At 69.0% G+C, this 18,155-nt stretch carries 7 protein-coding genes; 3 read left to right on the forward strand and 4 right to left on the reverse strand.

The features are described from left to right. Nucleotides 1–350 precede the first annotated feature (350 nt). A complete protein-coding gene (locus tag ABZ801_RS04710; RefSeq protein ID WP_360692842.1) occupies nucleotides 351–3,629 on the reverse strand; it encodes a type ISP restriction/modification enzyme in 3,279 nt (1,092 codons plus the stop codon). A gap of 670 nt (nucleotides 3,630–4,299) precedes the next feature. Between ABZ801_RS04710 and ABZ801_RS04715 the strand changes: the two genes are divergently transcribed. Further along, on the forward strand, nucleotides 4,300–6,822 hold the full coding sequence (locus ABZ801_RS04715) for a DUF262 domain-containing HNH endonuclease family protein (RefSeq protein WP_360692845.1): 2,523 nt from the start codon (nucleotides 4,300–4,302) through the stop codon (nucleotides 6,820–6,822). A 129-nt stretch (nucleotides 6,823–6,951) separates the two neighbouring features. On the opposite strand, the gene ABZ801_RS04720 is transcribed toward ABZ801_RS04715, so the two are convergent. Genes ABZ801_RS04720 through ABZ801_RS04730 form a run of 3 tightly spaced genes read right to left on the reverse strand, consistent with a single transcriptional unit; the run spans nucleotide 6,952 to nucleotide 16,792 of the window. Beyond that, complete coding sequence (locus tag ABZ801_RS04720) at nucleotides 6,952–7,890, reverse strand: serine/threonine-protein kinase (protein WP_360692848.1); 939 nt, start codon at nucleotides 7,888–7,890, stop codon at nucleotides 6,952–6,954. Further along, nucleotides 7,887–10,181, reverse strand: coding sequence for a UvrD-helicase domain-containing protein (locus ABZ801_RS04725; RefSeq protein ID WP_360694128.1), 2,295 nt, complete (start codon nucleotides 10,179–10,181; stop codon nucleotides 7,887–7,889). Before ABZ801_RS04725 ends, ABZ801_RS04720 begins: the two co-directional genes overlap by 4 nt. Nucleotides 10,182–10,183: 2 nt before the next feature. Further along, nucleotides 10,184–16,792 (reverse strand): DEAD/DEAH box helicase, encoded by a 6,609-nt coding sequence (locus tag ABZ801_RS04730; RefSeq protein ID WP_360692851.1) that lies wholly within the window; start codon nucleotides 16,790–16,792, stop codon nucleotides 10,184–10,186. 621 nt (nucleotides 16,793–17,413) lie between these two features. Here ABZ801_RS04730 and ABZ801_RS04735 point away from each other — a divergent pair. Both ABZ801_RS04735 and ABZ801_RS04740 read left to right on the forward strand, forming a co-directional pair. Then, nucleotides 17,414–17,656 (forward strand): hypothetical protein, encoded by a 243-nt coding sequence (locus ABZ801_RS04735; RefSeq protein ID WP_360692854.1) that lies wholly within the window; start codon nucleotides 17,414–17,416, stop codon nucleotides 17,654–17,656. Continuing rightward, nucleotides 17,631–18,143, forward strand: coding sequence for a DUF6879 family protein (locus tag ABZ801_RS04740; protein WP_360692857.1), 513 nt, complete (start codon nucleotides 17,631–17,633; stop codon nucleotides 18,141–18,143). Before ABZ801_RS04735 ends, ABZ801_RS04740 begins: the two co-directional genes overlap by 26 nt. Nucleotides 18,144–18,155 lie beyond the last annotated feature (12 nt).

Below are 18,155 nucleotides of genomic sequence, written 5' to 3' on the forward strand. Positions count from 1 at the left end.
CGTCACGAGATCGCGACCCAGCCGACGGCCTGCGCTCCCGGATGCGGTCGACAGGCGCGACCGGCCGGGATGCCGGGAATGGACCGGTCCTCCACGCCCTGCGCCAGGGCAGACCGTGATTCCAACTTTGGCGGTCGCGGAGCTCCTGGAAGATCTACCGACAAATAGTTGACAACCCGGCCGGAGTCGTGAGGCGGAGCAACGCGAGCCCACAGGGGTGCCCCATCGAGCCCCCGGGGCGGACAGGATGCGCTCCGCTCAAGGCCATGACACGTCCGGTCAACGAATTGTTCGCCACTGCATCACCGTGATCGGTCCAGTAAGCCCGTTCTCCCTATCCATGCAGAAGGTCACACGGCGAACAGTACGCCGCCGGCTTCGGGCTCGCGTCGAGGGCCTTTGCGCTGCACGTCCGTCACCTGAAGAACGCCTGAGTCATGCAACTCGGAGAGCGAAATCAAGGGGCCGCTGCATATCTCCTGAAGAAGTTCTCGCTGCAACGGTTCGAGCCGAAGGCATCCGGTCAGCACGGAGAGCAAAGCAAGGAACTCGTCGGTGAAGCGACGGTTCCAGCAAGTCACTCTGATCTCGTCCAAAGCCGACGTACGCCGCTTGCTGCGCGGCAAGATCATGCGTTCGTTCAACCAGTGCCAGACAATCCTGCGTCCCCCTACGTCGGCGTTCAGGACTTCCGGCGCCACTGGTCCGAACTCACCTCCACCGATCCGAAGAGTAGACGTGAGCTCATCATATTCAAGGCTGTCCGGAAGCTGCTCCGGAAGATCGATCACTGGAGCGAGGCAGCGTACGCCATACTTTTTTACCACCCCGAAGTCGCCACGCTCTTCCTTCCATCGACTCAGGCGGCGAGACCCGTAGGTGTGCAGCCACACAAGCTCGTCGCCGATATCGAAGCTCTTCCGCCAAAGTCGCGGATCGGCGCTCAACGGCACACGAACGCCTGGAATCCTCAACTCGTCCTGAAACCGCCGAGTGTAACCGGGATGGGCGATGACGGCGGCGACATATGCCAGTAGATCAGCGGCTGAGATGTCCCGACCGAGCCGTCGCCCGAGTTCACTCAGAAAGCCCGGCGCGATGTTCGGTTCACTTCCTCTTCCATCACGCCACAACGGATGCACCCCGCCCGCACGACCATTGAAATGATGCAGATCGGGAACGAGGCCGGTGAAAACCACCGCCGGACCGCTTTGTACGTGATGTGCGTCCTGCTGGCACACGTAGATCTGATGCTCCGAGCGGACCTGCCAGAGCGGGGGACGTGCCATGACCAGCAGACGGTTGTCCGGAATCAGCCACTGTCTGTCAAAGGACCGGTAGGACACCTGGACGGGTTCCGGGCAGGATCCATGCTCGCGGGAGAGCGGTCTAGGCATCGAGGGAAATCCTGGAAGCGGCCCGACCACCTTGTCGACGGTCCGATCGCGGGACTCACGGAAAAGGGTGCGTTGCTCCTCACGGTCGGCGCTGACGAATCGCTGCCATCGGCGTCGCAGTATCTCTGGAGTGGGTGCGTACACCCATGTACGGCCGGGCGTCACGCCGCGCGAGCGCCAGGGCATGATGTCGCTGAGGGCGGGCATCTCCTCCCACTCTTCGTTCACGACCGGCAGGAACGGGGCCTCCCAGCGACAGGCACACGGCAGCCAACTGGGATCGGACGGGGTCACCGACGTCAGACGGGCGAACTTCTCGTCGCGGGTTCCCTCAAGAGCGAGGTAACGGACGTCGGCGGGTTGTTCCGCCTTGGCGTCGGCACACCGTACGAAGACCACAACGGAAAGTTGCCTGCCCACCTCTGGGCCGAATAGCCGGGTGGGCGTCGGCGGGCGGTCTCCCTCCGGGGACAGGTCGATGATCCAGCCGTAGTCGCACTTTCTGCGCAGGTACTCACGCATTCCGGCGAACGCCTTGCCGGTGAGGAAGCTCGACGGGGTGATGAAGGCCACCACGCCGGCCGACGTGTCGGGATCGGCCTCAAAAACCTTCCACGCCGCCCAGCGCCAAAAGTACCAGGGCATGCCGTGCAGGTCGGATTCGTACCTGCCGCCGCCCGGCGATCTGAACTCGTCCAGCGAAGGCCGCTCGGCGAACGCCTGCCAGCCCACCGCTCCACCGCGCCGCCGCTCGATCCACGGCGCCCTACCCTTGGCGTTCTCGACGTGCGGCGGGTTTCCGATCATCGCGATCACAGGAACCTCGCGCTTGATGCGGTTGGCCTCCTCTCTCGACTGCTCGATGATCCGGTAGGGGGCGCCCAGCCGTTCCTGCCGCTGCTTCGGGTCCGCCAGCGCGTCGGTGAGGAAGCGCAGCTCCCTGGCGGGGACCTCGATCCCGAAGTGGTGCTTCAGCGCCTGGTGGATGCGCAGTTCGGCGACCGCGTACGGAGCCACCTGGATCTCGAATCCGATGAGCCGACGATCGATCAGATCCTGAAGGTAGTCGCGACGGGCACCGTCGCCGAGCAGGGAATCGGTCTCCGCGGAGACCCGACGGATCACCTCGACCAGGAAGGAGCCGGTTCCCATCGCCGGGTCCATGGTGATCACGTCGTCGGAGAAACCTCGTGGTCGATCGAGATGGCTGCGGAGCAGCCGGTCGACGAAATCGACCAGGAAGCGCGCGAGCCGGGTGGGAGTGTAATAGGAGCCGGTCGTCTTTCTGAGGTGCGGGTCATAGACGGCCAGGAAGCGCTCATAGAGTTCGGCGTAGGCATCGCTCTGGTTGTCGTTCAGTCCTACCCAGTCCACCGCGCCAATGACTCTGCGCAGGGTCTCTATGGTACGGAGCTCCTCGGCGGCGGACCCGTCGACGAGCACCGCGAAGGCACGCCCCATGAGGACGTGCTTCTTGGTCAGCAACCGTGCGATCTCCTGGACGGACGCACCGTCGAAACTGATTCCGTCGACGCGGGCGAGGAGCATGGCGAAGGTGACCGTCTGGGCGAAGGCGTCCGCGAAGCCTCGGTTGTCCAAGCCCGGGAACAGCAGGTCGCGCCAGTCGTCGGCGAGAAGGATGAGATGCTCATGGGCTGCGTGCTCCGGTCGCCCGGTGAGGACCGAATACACCTCCTCGTTCAGCAGGTCGCACAGGCCCGCCACGACTTTGATCAGTTCGGGCAGGCTTCTGGGCTGCTTGGGCACCCACAGAAGAAAATCCTCGATGAGCCGGGTGAAGTCGTCACCGGATACCGTGAGCGGCTTCCGCCTGTCGTGCAGACTGCCTTCCAGGCGCACGACCGGTCCGGCCGGATCACCATAGGTGTAGCGACACCAGATGAGACCATTGGTGTAGATGAGGTTGGGCAGGGCCGTCAGTTTCTCCCATTGCTTTCGTTCGCGCGCCGTGGGTTTCCAGCCCGGTTGCAGCGGGAGCTTCTTGTGCGGAGCCTTCAGTTCGATGTATCCGACGCGCACACGGCCCACGTCGACCGCGAAATCCGGCCTGGCGCGCAAGTCTTTGAGGGCGACCTCGCCATATGGCACGGCCTGCAGGCCGATCATGTCTCCCAGCCGTCGCAGCAGGTTCTCGAGAGGGCCTCGTAGCTGATCCTCGGCCGAGCCGCCCAGGCCGCTCTTCTCGGCGACCAGGTGTCCGAATTCGGCCACGGCCGCGGCGACGGTGTCCCCCGAGGGGGCCGTTCGCCGCTGACTTCGGTGCGGTCTCCGCCGAGGCAACTCAGCCATAAGCGCTCCAGAATCCGTTCGGCCACCGACTCAACCGTGACCGCGAAATTCCGTTTCATCAAGAGGCGCGCACTGGCAGGTCATGGCCTTTTGCCGTTCCGGCCAGACGAAATTAATTTCGGCCTGCCCGCAACACCAGATTGATGCGGGCCGCACAGAACATCACTGAGACTACTGGGATTGTCGCGATACAGACGGCCTTTGAGTCCGCCCATGCGCTGATGCGGCCGAGATCGTGAAGGCACGCGCACGTCACTGCGGATCGCTTCTGCTAACGCCGGTCGTCGTCGCGGGAGAGGACGCGACGTCTCGGCGGCCCGCGCTCGCCTTTGCCCCTCCTCACGATCTCGACATTGCCGGGACTCCGGCCCCACAGCCCACGGTCGGTGGCGGCAACCATCCAGCCCCCCCCGCGCGGGCACGCCTGCGAAGTGCACCTGACAGCCGCCCCGAAACCGGTGATGTCGGGGCAATCCATCGACCAGCCCGCAAGGTGTTGCCCCATGCCCCAGAATGTCAGGACCATCGTCTCCCCGCTCGTAGCAGAACGGCATGCGGCATCCAGTGCCGCCCGTACCAGAAAGGTGTCCGGATGAAGGCCGGCGAGACGACGCTCCGCGAGCTCATCAGAGGGGAACAGCAGTTCGTCATCCCCCTCTACCAGAGAACCTACTCGTGGGGTTTCGAGCAGCTCGACAGGCTCTGGACGGATGTGGTGAACCAGGCCGGCGCGCTGGCCGCAGGTGGATCGACCACGCATTTCCTGGGATCGGTCGTACTCGCCCCCAGCCCGAACCTGTCCCCCACGACGTCGCAGTGGATCGTCGTCGACGGCCAGCAGCGGCTGACCACGCTCATGCTGGCTCTGTGCGCGATCCGCGACCACCTCGCCGCCGAGGACCCGGTCCACTTCGCCCGTATCAACGAACTGCATCTGATCAACAAGTTCAAGCAGGGCGACCTGCGGTACCGACTGCTGCCCACCCAGGTGGACCGTCCCGCCCTGATGGCCTGTGTGGACGGCACTCACCACGGACAGGTCAAGGGTGCGATCGGGGACGCCTACCAGTTCTTCCGCAGCAGACTGAGCGCCACGGAGGACCCCGCCGACCCCCATGACGTCGAACGGCTTGAGAGCGTCGTGCTGGACCGGCTGGCGCTGGTGCAGGTCGTCGTGGAAAAGGACGACAACGCCTTCCGCATCTTCGAGTCCCTCAACAACACCGGTATGCCGCTCAGCCCGGTGGACCTCATCCGCAACTACGTGTTCATGTGCCTGCCGAACCGCGGCGAGGAGGTCTACCGGCACCACTGGACGCCGCTGCAAGAGGGGCTTCGCGCCAAGCACGGCAACAAGGCCCTCGAAACGCTGATGTATCTGGTTCTGGTGCTGAACCGCGGCGAGGACGCCACCTACTCCGACGTCTACCGAGGTCACCAACAATTGCTGGACGAAACCGGCGGCGACGAGAAGAAGGTCGAGGAGTACGTCGCCGATCTGGCACGCCGCGCCCGGCACCTGGAGCTGATCCTGGACCCGAAGGACGAGCCCGACGAGCGGATCCGCGGCGCGCTGGCCTTCCTTCACGAATGGCAGGCCCAGACCGCCTATCCGACGATCATGCGACTGCTGGAGCTTCGCGAGGACGGCGAAGCGTCCGACGACGAGGTGGCGCGGGCTCTCACCTACATCGAAAGCTTCCTGGTCCGCCGCATGATCGCCAGTGTTTCCACCAAGAACCTCAACCGGATCTTCCAACGGCTGACCGGGCGGCTGTCACCGGACGAGCCAGTGGACGAGACGGTGCGCTCGGCCCTGTCCCCGGCGCGGCTGTACTGGCCCACGGACGAGCAACTGCGGGCGGCCATCCGCACGGGCGCGTTCTACTGGCAGGGCCGGGCCGTGCAGCGCAAGCTCGTGCTGCGGCGACTCGCCGAGACCTTCAAGCAGAACGAGCCGGGCTGGCTCAGCTCGAAGAAGATCACCATCGAGCACGTCATGCCGCAGCACCTCACCGACGCCTGGCGCGCCGAACTCGGCGCCGACGGCGACGATCCGGTCACGGTCCACGACGAGCTCGTGCACACCCTGGGCAACCTGACGCTCACCGCGTACAACTCCGAACTCGGTGACATGCCGTACTCCGACAAGCGCAAGCGTCTCGGCCAGACCGGCATCGCGATGACCCACGCCATCGTGGAACAGCCGCACTGGCGCAGGACCCAGATCCTCTCTCGCGCCGACGATCTGGCCGATCGGGCCGTCACAATCTGGCCGGGCCCGGACGAGCAGGAGCGCGGCGAGCCTCCCCAGCGTGACTGGACGCCTCTGCACGACGCACTCGCCGCCATCCCCACGGGCACGTGGACCACGGTGGCGGCGCTGTCCGAAGTGATCGGCTCGGCGCCGATCCCCGTCGCGGTCCACCTGTCCTCGGTACCGCTGCGCAACGCTCACCGCGTGCTGTCCGCCGAGGGAACGCCGCCGCCGGAGTTCCGCCACCTGGACGACCGCGACGCACGAGAGCTGCTCACCGAGGAAGGCGTGGTCTTCGATGACGACGGCCGGGCCGACAAGGCCCGGCGTCTGACGGCCCGCGAGCTGGCGCAGGAACTGAAGCTGCCCGGCGCCGAGGACATGCAGGACGCCGAACCGGCCGACATCGACCTGAGCAAGCTGTCCGAGCACGAACACCGCTTCCACCGTCAGGTCGGGGACCGCAGCGGTCCAGATGTCGCCCGCGCCGTCTCCGAGCTGATCGACCTGTGGCGCGCCAAGTTCAACACCTTCTGGTTCGGCACTTCCACGACGGCCCGGTGCTCGCCCTACCTCCGGCACGGCGGCACGGACTACTGGATGCTGAACATTTATCCCGACTCGGTGGAAATCCCGTTCACCGCGTTGAGGCGGCGCCCGCCGTTCGACGATCCCGCCCTACGCGACGAGCTGCGCCAACGCCTCAACGAGGCACCTGGTGTCGAGATCCCCGAATCCAAGCTGGGCCTCTACCCGAACTTCCCCATCGCCGTGCTCACCGACCCGGCCGCATGGGACGTGGTCGTCGCGACCCTCGAATGGTTCGTCGCCCAGGTCCACAAGCACTCCGCTCCCTGAGCGGCGCGCCGCATGCACATGGCACGACGGCGTGCCCATCGAACCCGGCACGCCGTCGGCCCCCGCAAGCTGACCAGCCGGAACGCTTCGCACTGGCCGCACTGGGGGCCGAGGGCATCGCCGAGAGAGTCAGCCGTCGGAGAGTGGCAGGCGGGTGAGGGCGGTCGTGTAGAGGTGCGCGGGGTCGGCCGGATCGGACTTGACGTAGCCGGGTAGGGGCGGGACGTCCTGCGCGTAGGGCAGCAAAGCCGCGAACACCTCGGTGCTGCTGCCGGGGCGCGCTGCGGGGTCCTTGGCCAGCAGGGCGTGGACGAGGTGCTCCAGTGGTCGTGGCACGTCGTCGCGGTCGGTCACCAGGGGTGGGGGCGGCTCGTCGCGGTGCCGGGCGATCTCGTCCATGACGGAGGACGACTGGAACACGCGCTTTCCGGTGAGCAGCTCGAACAGCACGCAGCCGACCGCGTACAGGTCGCTGCGGACGTCGGCCCTGGTGTGGCCGTCGATTTCCGGGGCCATGTAACGCAGCGAGCCGGGGGCCTCGCCCGGGCGGGTGATCTCCGAGAAGTCGCCGGAGTCGAGGGCGGCCGCCACCCCGAAGTCGAGGATCTTGACGGTTCCGTCGCGGGCGAGCACCACGTTGGCCGGGGTGAGGTCGCGGTGGATGAGCCCGGCGCGGTGCGCGGCGGCCAGGGCCGCGCACATCTGCGCCCCGATCACCGCGGCCCACGGCACGGGCAGCAGCGCCGGGGCCTGCTCGGCCACCAGGTCGCGCAGGCACACCGCGTCGCGGACGAGTTCCATGACGATGAACAGGTCCGCGCCGTCGACGCCGAAGTCGTACAGCGCGGGAATGCCCGGGTGGCGCAGGCGCCCGAGGACGCGGGCCTCCCGGTAGAAGCGGCGGCGGGCGGCGGCGTCGTCACCGTGCCGGTCCGGGCGGATCAGCTTGAGCGCCACCTCGCGGTTGAGCCGGGCGTCGGTGGCCTGCCAGATCTGTCCCATGCCGCCGACGCCCAGCGGCGGCCCGATGACGTACCGTCCGGCGACGCGGTCACCGGGCGCGGTCATGAGGCGGGCAGGAACGGGCTGGCGGTGCCGTGCCAGGTGATCAGCAGGGAGTCGCGGGCCCGGGTGGCGGCCACGAACAGCAGGGACCGGGCGCGCTGCAGCTCACGGCGGTACCGCAACGGGTCGGTCGTCTTGTACTGGCGCACGTACGCCTGCGGCACCAGCCCGTCCCGCACTCCCGCGATGATCATGTGCTGGTACTCCAGGCCCTTGAACCGGTGCATGGTGCCGACGTGCACGACGTCGTCGAGCTTGGGGCCGTCGGGTCCGATGGCTGCGGCGGGGATACCGGCCTTGGCGAGCCGCTGCTCCACCTCGGCGACCATGTCGCGTTCGGGCACGCAGACGGCGATCGACGGGGCGTGGTCGCCGATCCGTTCCGCGACGTGCTCGGCGATGATGTCGAGTTCCTGTTCCCAGGAGTCGGCGCGGCGGAAGTCCGGTCGCGGACCGCGCAGCACCGAGCGGTATCCGGCGAGGTCGTCCCGGCCGTCGTCGAGGTCGTCCCAGGACTCGTCGCCGAGCAGGCCGAGGGCGGAGCCGAGGATCTCGTGGGTGGTGCGGTAGCTGAGCGTCAGCCGTGAGGACCGGCCGCGGATGTTGATGCCCAGGCTGCCGAGGGAGACGTAGTTGTCGTAGATGCGCTGGTGGGTGTCGCCGACGAGGAACATGTCGTTGGGACCGGGCGGGACCATGGCGCGCAGCATCTTCCAGTGCGCGGCGCTGAGGTCCTGCGCCTCGTCGACGACGACGTGCCGGTAGCGGGGACGCATCAGCGCGACGGAGCCGTCGGCGGCGTGGACGTTCGTCTCACCTGACTGGTAGTCGGCGATGCGCCGGGCGCGTTCGATCTCCAGGCGGGCGGCGCGTTCGGAGACCTGCCGGTAGGTCCACAGGTTCTTCTCGTCGAGCCGCATGGTGTACTTCTCGACCAGCTTCCAGATCTCGGCGCGCTGCGCGCGGCCGATGTTGCGGCCGCGTCCGGCGCGGCGGGCGCGGAAGTAGTCGGTGCGCGAGTTGACGGCCTGGCCGAGGATGACGTGGGTCCACTCGGCGTGCAGGAACTCGGCGTCCCAGGCGGTCTCGCCGAGCTCCATGAGCAGGTCGCGCCATTCCTGCAGCGCCTTGGCGTCGTCGATCCAGCGGCGCTTGCCGCCGGGCTCCGCCTCGGTGACGATCTTGGTGGCGAGCTTGTCGATGTTGACGATCTCGACGCGGGCGACGGTCTCCGGGCCCCCCAGGTCCAGCAGCCGCTTGCGCAGGTCGGCGGCGAGGTTCTTATTGAAGGTGGTGAGCAGGACCGGTTTGTCGTCGCCGGGCGGCAGCCGGTCGACGAGGTACTTGACGCGGTGCAGCGCGACGATCGTCTTGCCGGTGCCCGGGCCGCCGCTGACCCGGGCGGGGCCGGAGTACTCCCGGTCGACCAGCTTGCGCTGGGTGGGGTGCAGGAAGACCTTCCAGCGGCCGAAGTCGGCCTCCAGCACCGTCTGCAGCTCGATGTCGTCGGTGGTGACGGTGGTGGGGCGGGCGAGGGCCGCGGCGTAGTCCTCGGTGTCGACGTCGGTGTAGGTGACGGGCCGGGTGACCTGTTCGAGCACCTCGTCGAACGTCTTGCCCGAGTACAGCTCCAGCAGCACCTCGCCGGTGTGCGCGGGGGCGTACTCGATGAGCCCCATGAGCTCGTCCTCGGTGGTGATCTTGAAGATCAGCGGGAGGAGCGGCTCGGCCACGCCCAGCTCGCGCAGCTGGGCGGCGGTGTGCGCGGCGAACAGCGGGACGGACTCGGCCGCCTCGGCGCCGGGCGGCGCGGCGTCCTGGCGGGACGCCGCGCCATCGCGCGGTGCGGTCTCCTCGGCCGGTGCGACGGTTTCGGACGCGGCGGGTTCGCTGCGCCGCGGCGGGACGGGCCCAGTGTCGGACGGGATGCCGGGCGGGGCGGTGATGCTCTGCTCGACCGATACCAGGTCCACGAACTCGATGGCGCCGGTGACCTCGTTGATCTGGTACCGGTAGCGGTCGAGGTGGTCGTAGGCGTCCTTGCGGTGCCGGACGCCGACGAGGATGTAGTCGCGGTTGCCGGCGTGCAGGAGCAGCGCCCGGTACTCCTGGGTGATGCGCGCCGAGTACAGCCGGGTGTGCCCTTGGAGCTGTTTGAGCTGCAGTCCCGGACTGTCAGGGTTCTTGCGGAACTTGTGCTGGAACTCGTAGATGGCCCCTTTGACCACGCGGGGGAACTTCTGGATCTCCCGGTCGGCCTTGTCCAGCAGACGCAGCGTCGCGTCGCCCTGCATGCTCACTCGCTCCTCATGATCCGGGCGGCCAACTCGTCGGTGTCCCACCGGAGCGCCGTACGGGTCTCCCAGCCCGCCTGCGCGTACGCACGGTACCGGTCGGTGGCCTCCTGGTCGTTGCCGCTCAGCACGACGGCGACCTTGGCGTGGGGCCAGGCAAGCTCGGCCTGCCACGCCTGTTCGCCGAGCTCGTAGCCCACCTCGGGGGCGGGGACGCCGCGCGCCATCAGCTCCCGCGCGAGCTCCGCCAGCCCGGTCTCGTCGGGGTCGAGCAGGTCGAGCGCCTCGGCCCACTCGCCGTCCGCGGCCGTTTCAGCCGGCACCGTCCGTCCCAGCACGGGGGTCGGGTCGGACGTGGTGGCGTCCGGATCGGTGACCGGGGCTCGCGAACCCGCCTGGCCGCCGTCGCCGGGGCCGGCGTCGGTGGCCCGCCCGTCCCCGTCCCCGTCCTCCTCCTCCAGATCCAGCGGGAAGCGGCTCAGGACGCTCCGCAGGCCCTCTCCCCCGGTGACGGCGAGCGTCGCCGGGTCGAAGCCGTCCAGGTCGGTGAAGGCGAGCTGCCCGCCGTCGCCCGCCCCGAACGACAGGAACTGCAGCAGATTCCCCCAGTACAGCCACGCCTTCCAACGGCGCTTGTGGCCGGGGTCGCCAGCGACGGTCCGGGCGCGGTCGTCGATCATCGTGAACGCCGTCCACGTGCTGGTCCGCGCGTTGAGGACGACCGTCAGCGGGCAGCCCGCACGGTCGTGGGTGCGGACGACCGCAAGCTCCTGCCCCGGCGGCATCGACGGCAGCGGGGCTCCGCGCAGCGCGGCCATGATCAGCTCACCGAGCCCCGGCGCGTCGGGGGCGGTGCGCACCATCTCGACGCCGGGCATCAGCAGGCCCGTCACGGCCGCCTCGGCGCGGTGCAGCCAGCGGTCGTTGTCGGGGTCGGTGAGGAACGCCAGCAGCGTGCGCAGTGGGTTGACCCAGATCAGGTCGGCCAGTTCCGCGGGCTCGCCGCCGAACTGTCCGTATCCCTGCCGTGCCCGTGCCTGCGCGTTGCCCTGGTACGGCTGCCACACCGGGTCGGGCGGCTCCTCGCCCGTCTCCCATTCCCTGATGTCGTCCCAGGTGAGCTGGAACACCACGCGGCCGTGGGCGCGCAGCCGCGCCCGTTTCGCGGCGTCGTCGGCCAGGCGGTTGGCCTCCGGGGAGGCATGGTACTCGTATCCGTCGAGGAAGACGGCGACCTCCAGCGGGGTCGCGTCCAGCCGCCGGAACAGCACGTCGGGCCTGGTGCGCTTGATGGTGTTCTGGAGAATGACCTGCCAGTGCACCACCGTGCCGTCCGGTCCGGTGATGCGCAGGTCGGCGGTGCGGCGGTCGTTGACCCGCCCGGCCAGGCCGAGGGCTCGCCCGGCTCCGGGAGCGCCCGCCCACTTCTTCAGCGCGGCCAGGAAGCGGGCCTCCAGCTCGCTCTCCACCTGGTCCCAAAGGGAGATGTCGTCGGTGCTGGCCACGGACGCTACCTCCCAGGTGTCCAGGAGGTCGCGCAGCATCTCGACGGCCAGGCCGCGGTCTGCCTTGTCGAACTCGCTCTCGTCGGCGTGGGCGAGCAGGCAGCGGTGGCAGGCGGGTTTGCCTTCGTCCTCGGCGCACGGGCAGTTCTCCACCACCGCCAGCGCGTGTTCCAGGACCTCCTTGAAGCCCTCCTCGGTGGACATGCGGTGCAGGTAGCCGGTGCCGCCCGGCAGGGTGTCGTGCAGGACGAGGAAACGCCGTTCGTGGCCGCTGTGGTGCAGGTGGTCGGGCATGGTGGCGGTGACCACGGCGAGGTGGGCGGGGTCGCCACCGTACTTGCGGGCGACGCCGGCCATCAGCGCGGTCTTGAACGTGGCGGTGCGCTCGGGGATCATCGTCGTCGCCACGGGCACCAGGATCCGCAGCGCCTCGGTCTCCAGCTCCCGCGCCAGGATGAGCCGGACGGGTTCGACGCGGTCACCGCGCCGCTGCGGGCACCAGGGCCGGTGGTGGTTCTCCGAGGTGTCGTAGCCGGATGTGGTGCCGCCGCCGAGCTGCTGCTGGCCGGGCCGTTCCTCGTCGGCGGTGGCGCCGCCGCAGGCCGGGCAGACGGAGAACGGGTTGAGGCTCCGCAACTCCCCGGCGAACTCGTCCCCCGCCGGGCGGTCCATGCGCAGGGCACCGAGGTTGAACTCGCGGATCATGGCGCGCCGGGTGAAGTCGACGCCGAAGGTGCGGCGGGCGTGCCGCCACGAGCCCCGCTCGATGGTCTCGTTGGGGACGTCCACGACCGTGGCGGTCTCGTAGTAGCGGCGTTGCCGCTCGTCGTGGTCGTCGCGGATGCGCACGTCGTCGCGGCGGTCGTGCGCGGTGACCTTGGTGGGGACGAGCACCGTGTGCAGGGCGGCGCCGTCTCCGATCTTGGGGTTGCGGCAGCGCGGGCACGGCTCGGTGTTCTCGGCGGCCGCGGTGGTGCGCACGTAGCCGCACTTCTGGCAGACGCGCCACTGCCGCCAGGCGGGACGCTGCCGCGAGCCGATGTCCAGGCCGTCGATCTCGTGCTGGTAGCCGCGGATGTAGAAGTGGTTGCCGGGGGCGAGCTCTGTCAGCACGCTCGGGGACGAGCGTTCGTAGGAGCGAAGCTCGCTGTGGTAGCGGCGGGCACCTCGGCCGTCGCCGGCGTCTCGGCCGGGCGGCTGCCGGTCGCCCAAGCCGTCGTCAACGCGCTCCTCCCACGTCACCGTGGCCTCCAGCGCGACGGGATCACCGACCAGCGAGTAGTTGGGCAGCAGCCCGAGCTCGACGAGGGTGCCGTGGGCGTCCGCGCGGCCGATCTCACCGATGCGGCGCCGCACGGCGCGCAGCTCGGCGTCCAGTTCCCGGCGGCGGATCCGCTGCTGCGGGTCGGACTCCACCATGGCGGCGACCGCGGCTTCGATCACCTCGATGCGGCCGCGCAGGTCGGCCAGCCGCTCGTCCCAGATTCGCGCCGCCCGCCGCACGGCGTCCTTGATGCCCGCCGTGGCGAAGTGCCGCAGCCGTTCGGCGGCCTCGGCGGTGACGCCGCGTTCGGGGTCCCCGGCGACCGGGCCGAACAGCGCCAGGAACTCCTCGGCGAGCGCCGCGCCCTCGGCGACGGCCGCGTCGGTGAACGGGGCCAGCCAGCCGGAGTCGCCGAACAGCGCCGAGGCGAGGCGCGGCAGCGGCAGCACTCCCGGGAAGCGGTCGCGGGCGGCCAGGTCGATCAGATGCGCGGTGTACTGGCGCTGCAGGATCTCCACGGCCGACAGGAAGCAGCCGGGCGGGACGATCTCACCGGCGATCATGTCGCGGGGTTCGGCGAGGTAGTAGCGGTCGCGGGCGCGGCGACCGAGGAAGGTCAGCAGCAGCGCGTTGCCGCTGCGACGGCCCGCGCGTCCGGCCCGCTGGACGTAGTTGGCGGGGCCCTGCGGCAGCGAGGCCAGGATCACGGCGGACAGGTCGCCGATGTCGATGCCCAGCTCCAGGGTGGGCGTGCAGGCCAGCACGTTGGGGTTGTTGTAGCGGAGGTGGCTGTCCTTGAAGGACTGCTCGACCGTCTCGCGCTGCGCGCGGGTGAGGGCGCCGGTGTGCTCGGCGGTGATGACGCGGAACGGCTCGGCCCTGCGGTACAGCCGCCGGTAGTAGTCGTCGGCGAAGCGGTCGTCGTCGTTGATCTCCAGGTGCCCGCCGCACCGGTAGCGCGGGCAGGGGGCGCCCACCCACTGGTGGGCGGATGCCGGATGGACGGTCTGTTTCCAGTTGCAGACCGTGCAGTGCACCCCGGCCCCCTCGACCACGTCGTCGTCCAGCGGACGCACCTGGATGTGGCCGGGCAGCAGCCCGTACACCTGCGTCGCGCCGTCGCCGGCGGTGCGTCTGGCGATGACCTCCTCGTCGACGAGCAGGTCGAGCAGGCGGCCCAGGTACCCGGTGACCGCGCCCGCGTCCAGGCCGAGGCATCGGGTGGTCCAGTCCTGGTACCAGTTCTGGCGGCCGGTGATGCCGTCGAATTCACTGCGGTCCTTGCGGCGGTCGAGCACGAACCGGGGTGCCGACAGCCCGCGGGGGAAGGCGGGCATGCCGTCGGGGCGGCGCCCCCAGATGGTGGTGAAGCGTTGGGTGCCCGCCTTGTCGATCCACGGGTCGAGCCAGTGGTGTTTGATGCCGCCGCGCATGCGCATGCGTTCCAGCAGACCCCGGATGTAGCGGACGTAGGTGTCGTGGTCGGGCAGACCGCCTAGCGCGGCGGCGGTGCGCAGGTGCAGGTCCCTCGCCAGCTCGGCGATGCGGTCGGGGTTGTCGAGGACGACCTCGGCGGCGGCGGTGCGGGTGAGTTCGAGAGTGCGGCCCTGGCGGGACCGCAGTCCGAACTCCATGACGGTGGCGAACGCGAGCCGTTCGCCGATCAGGTTCCACGTCCTGGCCGAGCCCTCGGTCTCCCCCGCCAGCAGCGCGTCGACGTCCTCGCGGTCGTGCAGGTCGGGCGGGACGACCGACGGCAGGTACTTGGGGTCGCTGGCCTCCTTGACGACCTCGGCGATCAGCTCGTTGAGCGGCATGGGCCGTTCCGGGTCGAGCCGGGAGGCCAGCAGCAGCCGCAGCGAGAAGCCGTACGAGCGGTTGGCGACGAACCCGGCGCGGTGCGCGGCGTCCTGTACCGAGTCGTTGAACAGCAGGGTCTTGCGCTGCTCGACGGGCAGCCGCCCGCTGCTGAACAGTTCGGTCACGGCGACGGAGGCAAGCGCCGCCAGGCCCGCGCCGAGGAAGCGGGTGCCCTGTTCCATGCCGCAGGCCGGGCACCGGTCGATCCCCGCCGACCGCCACGCCTCGCGGTCGTGGCGCAGGTCGGCCAGGACGTACACGTTGCGGATGTCGCCGCCGGCGGCGTCGGGCGTGTCCCTGGCCGGGTCGACCGGCCGGAGGTGGTGCCCGCCCGACTCCAGCACCAGCACGGGAGCGGCGCCGGACTCCCCTGCCAGCTGCGCCTCGACCTCGCTGCGCGTCGCTGTGATCATCGGCCGGACGAGGCGCTTGTCGGCGATGGCCGTCCGGTAGATCCGCGCCGGGTCGGTGATGAGATTCTGCGCGTCCTTCTCCGGCGAGATGGCGGCCCATCCGGCCCGCCCGCAGTGGCGGCAGTAGACGGCGGGCAGCAGTTCCCGGCCGCCTCCTGCCATGGTGGAGTCCGCATCCAGCGACGGCGGTGCCTCGCCGAACCACCCGAACGCGGGCTTGGGGCCGACGGCGCGCAGCAGCCGCGACACCGACCGTACCCACAGATGCGTTTCAACGTGCAGGAACGGCGCCTTGCCCGCGGGGTCGTCCGGATCACGGGCGATCGACAGCAGCGCCACGAACCGCGCCAGGGCCTGGGCGGCCTGTTTCGGCGACAGGCGGATGGCGGCGCCCCAGTTGTAGGCGCCCTTGCGCGGGAGAAGGTCGAGGATCTCCTCAAGCGTGTGCGGCCGTCCGTCCAGTACGTCGAGGACGGCGCTGGTGAGGATGTGCTGCCGCAGCACCGTGGCGAGCTCCTGCGGAGTGAGCGACTCGCGGCCGGTGACCGCCGCCATCACCCGGCCCATCGCCGAGTCGTCGCCGTGCGGGTCGGGGATCGCCGCGAGTTCCTGCGCGTCGGGCAGCGGCAGGGTGTAGTCGATGTCGTCGATGAATTCCTCGGGCGTCAGCCGTTCTTCCCCGATCACCGAGTCGGCGCGGAACGGCGTGCCGAACACCGTCTCGGCGACCGCCCGGATCTGGTCGCCGTCGCCGCCCTCCCCCAGCGTCGCGCTGGTCGCGACCGGGCAGATCCGCCCGAGGGGCCGCCCCGGCTCACTGTGCCCGGTGGCGGCGGCCAACCGCCGCAGCAGCATCGCGACGTCCGTGCCCTGCGCGCCGTCGTAGGTGTGGAACTCGTCGACGACGACGTAGCGGATGTCGGCCCCGTCCCACAGCGGCAGGTCGTCCGCCCGCTGCAGGAGGATGTCGAGCATCTTGTAGTTGGTGATGAGGATGTCGGGCCGCGTCCGCCGGATCTCGGCGCGGGCCGTCAGCACGCGCGGGTAGCCGGCCGCCGGGGTGTCGCCGATGTAGAGCGCGGTGGACACCTGTCCGAGCCCGCTCGTCTTGAGGTAGTCGTCAATGCGCTGGGCCTGGTCGGTGGCCAGCGCGTTCATCGGGTACAGCAGGACGGCCTTGACCCCGGTAGTGCCGCGCTCGCGCTCGCGGCGGCAGTGGTCCAGCACGGGAATCAGGAAGGACTCGGTCTTCCCGGACCCGGTGCCGGTGGTGATGAGGGTCGGCTGCGGTTCGTGCCGGTGGCTGGTCAGCCGCTCGAACGCCCGGACTTGGTGGCGGTACGGGTTGAAGTCGGCCGGAGCCCACTCCAGCAGCCGCCGCCAGCCGTCGCCGGCCCGCCGGAACGGCGTGCGGATCCGCAGGTAGGGGCCCCGGAAGATGCCCAGCTCCGGGTGGTTGAGGAACTTCTCCAGCCCCTCGCGGACCTGGTCGTCCGCGAGCGCGAAGGTCGTGGAGAGATACTGCGTGAGATTCCGCCGCACCTCATCGGCAGCAAGAGTCGGTCTCACCTGCGCCCCGCCTTCCCGTCCGTCCCGGCATCCTATAGAGATGACCTTGACGCCACCAAGGCGCGTCATGACGGCCATTGACGCTGCACGTCAGGCGGGGAAGAGATCTGCTTACCATCACGGCGCCGCCGCCGCGTGACGGTGAACAAAGAACAAGGGCCGAATCAGCCCTATTTCGGTTAGTTTAGCCACTACGGCCTCAAGCCCGCAATGAGTTTCGGCCAGCCGGCCGGTTCCACACCTCGACCAGCCGACCCCGTCCCCGGCACGGCGGGCCTCTCGTGTCGCCACAGCGCGAAGCCGCTCGACGGCGACACGAACAGCCGACGCGAGTCGCAGCCGACACAGCAAAGGACATAAGGATCCAGATCCCCATCATCATCGCGACCACTGCGACGACGTTTCGATCGCTTTGGCACGCTTGAAGTCGTGTCGTCCATCACGACAAGAGAGTGATCACGCGAAGCGCTGGTACGACAACGGCGGTAGGCGTGGAAATATCAAGGAAGTCCGGCATGGCCGAAACTGTCCACGACGCTCACCACCATGCGGCTTGACTTGGATAACCGCCCACGAGACGCTTGGCCACACAGCCGCGTCGATGTGCCCATGGAGGGGATCATGGCACTGCGATTCATCGGAATAGACCCGAACACCAATGGCGGCAATTGCCCGTCGGTGTGGATCGATCCGGCGACCGGCGACTTCCTGTTCCAGGGGTGGGAGGTCACCGATCAGGCCGACCTCGCCCAGATCACGACGCGCAGCCCGATCGCCGGGCACGAGAAGATCGTGCGGCTGCCGGCCCGTATGCGAGAGATCATTGCGGAGGCATGTGGTGACGGAGCGGCCGACCTTCGATGAACTGTTCGCCGGATGCAAGCGGTCGGCCGTGCATCTGGAGATGCGGGACATGTACACGCCCGATGACCCGCTGTATCTCGACTGGAAGGCGGGCGTTCAGATAGACCCGCTGAGGGAGTTCAGGGACTGGTACGACCTGATCATGTCGGTCGTCGAGCGCGGAGTCGAGGTGCGGCGCGCGCGAATCGTCTCCGAACCGATCACAGATTTCATCCGGCATGAATACGAGGTGACCCCCGTCCTCAACATTCCGGCCGGGGAGCGTGTCCGCTGGCTTCCCCGCCGCCGGGCCTCTGATCTCGCCCTGCCCGGAAACGACTTCTGGGTGTTCGACGACCGGCTCGTCCGCTTCGGCCATTTCGCCGGAGACGGCGCCTATCTCGGCCAGGAGATCGTGGACGATCCCAAGGTGGTCCGACTGTGCTCGACCGCCTTCGAGGCGGTATGGGAACGAGCGATCGACCATCAGGACTACCGCCCCTCCTGACCTGCGAATCGG

The organism is Actinomadura sp. NPDC047616 (assembly GCF_040642915.1).
In the GTDB taxonomy this organism is placed as follows: domain Bacteria; phylum Actinomycetota; class Actinomycetes; order Streptosporangiales; family Streptosporangiaceae; genus Spirillospora; species Spirillospora miaoliensis.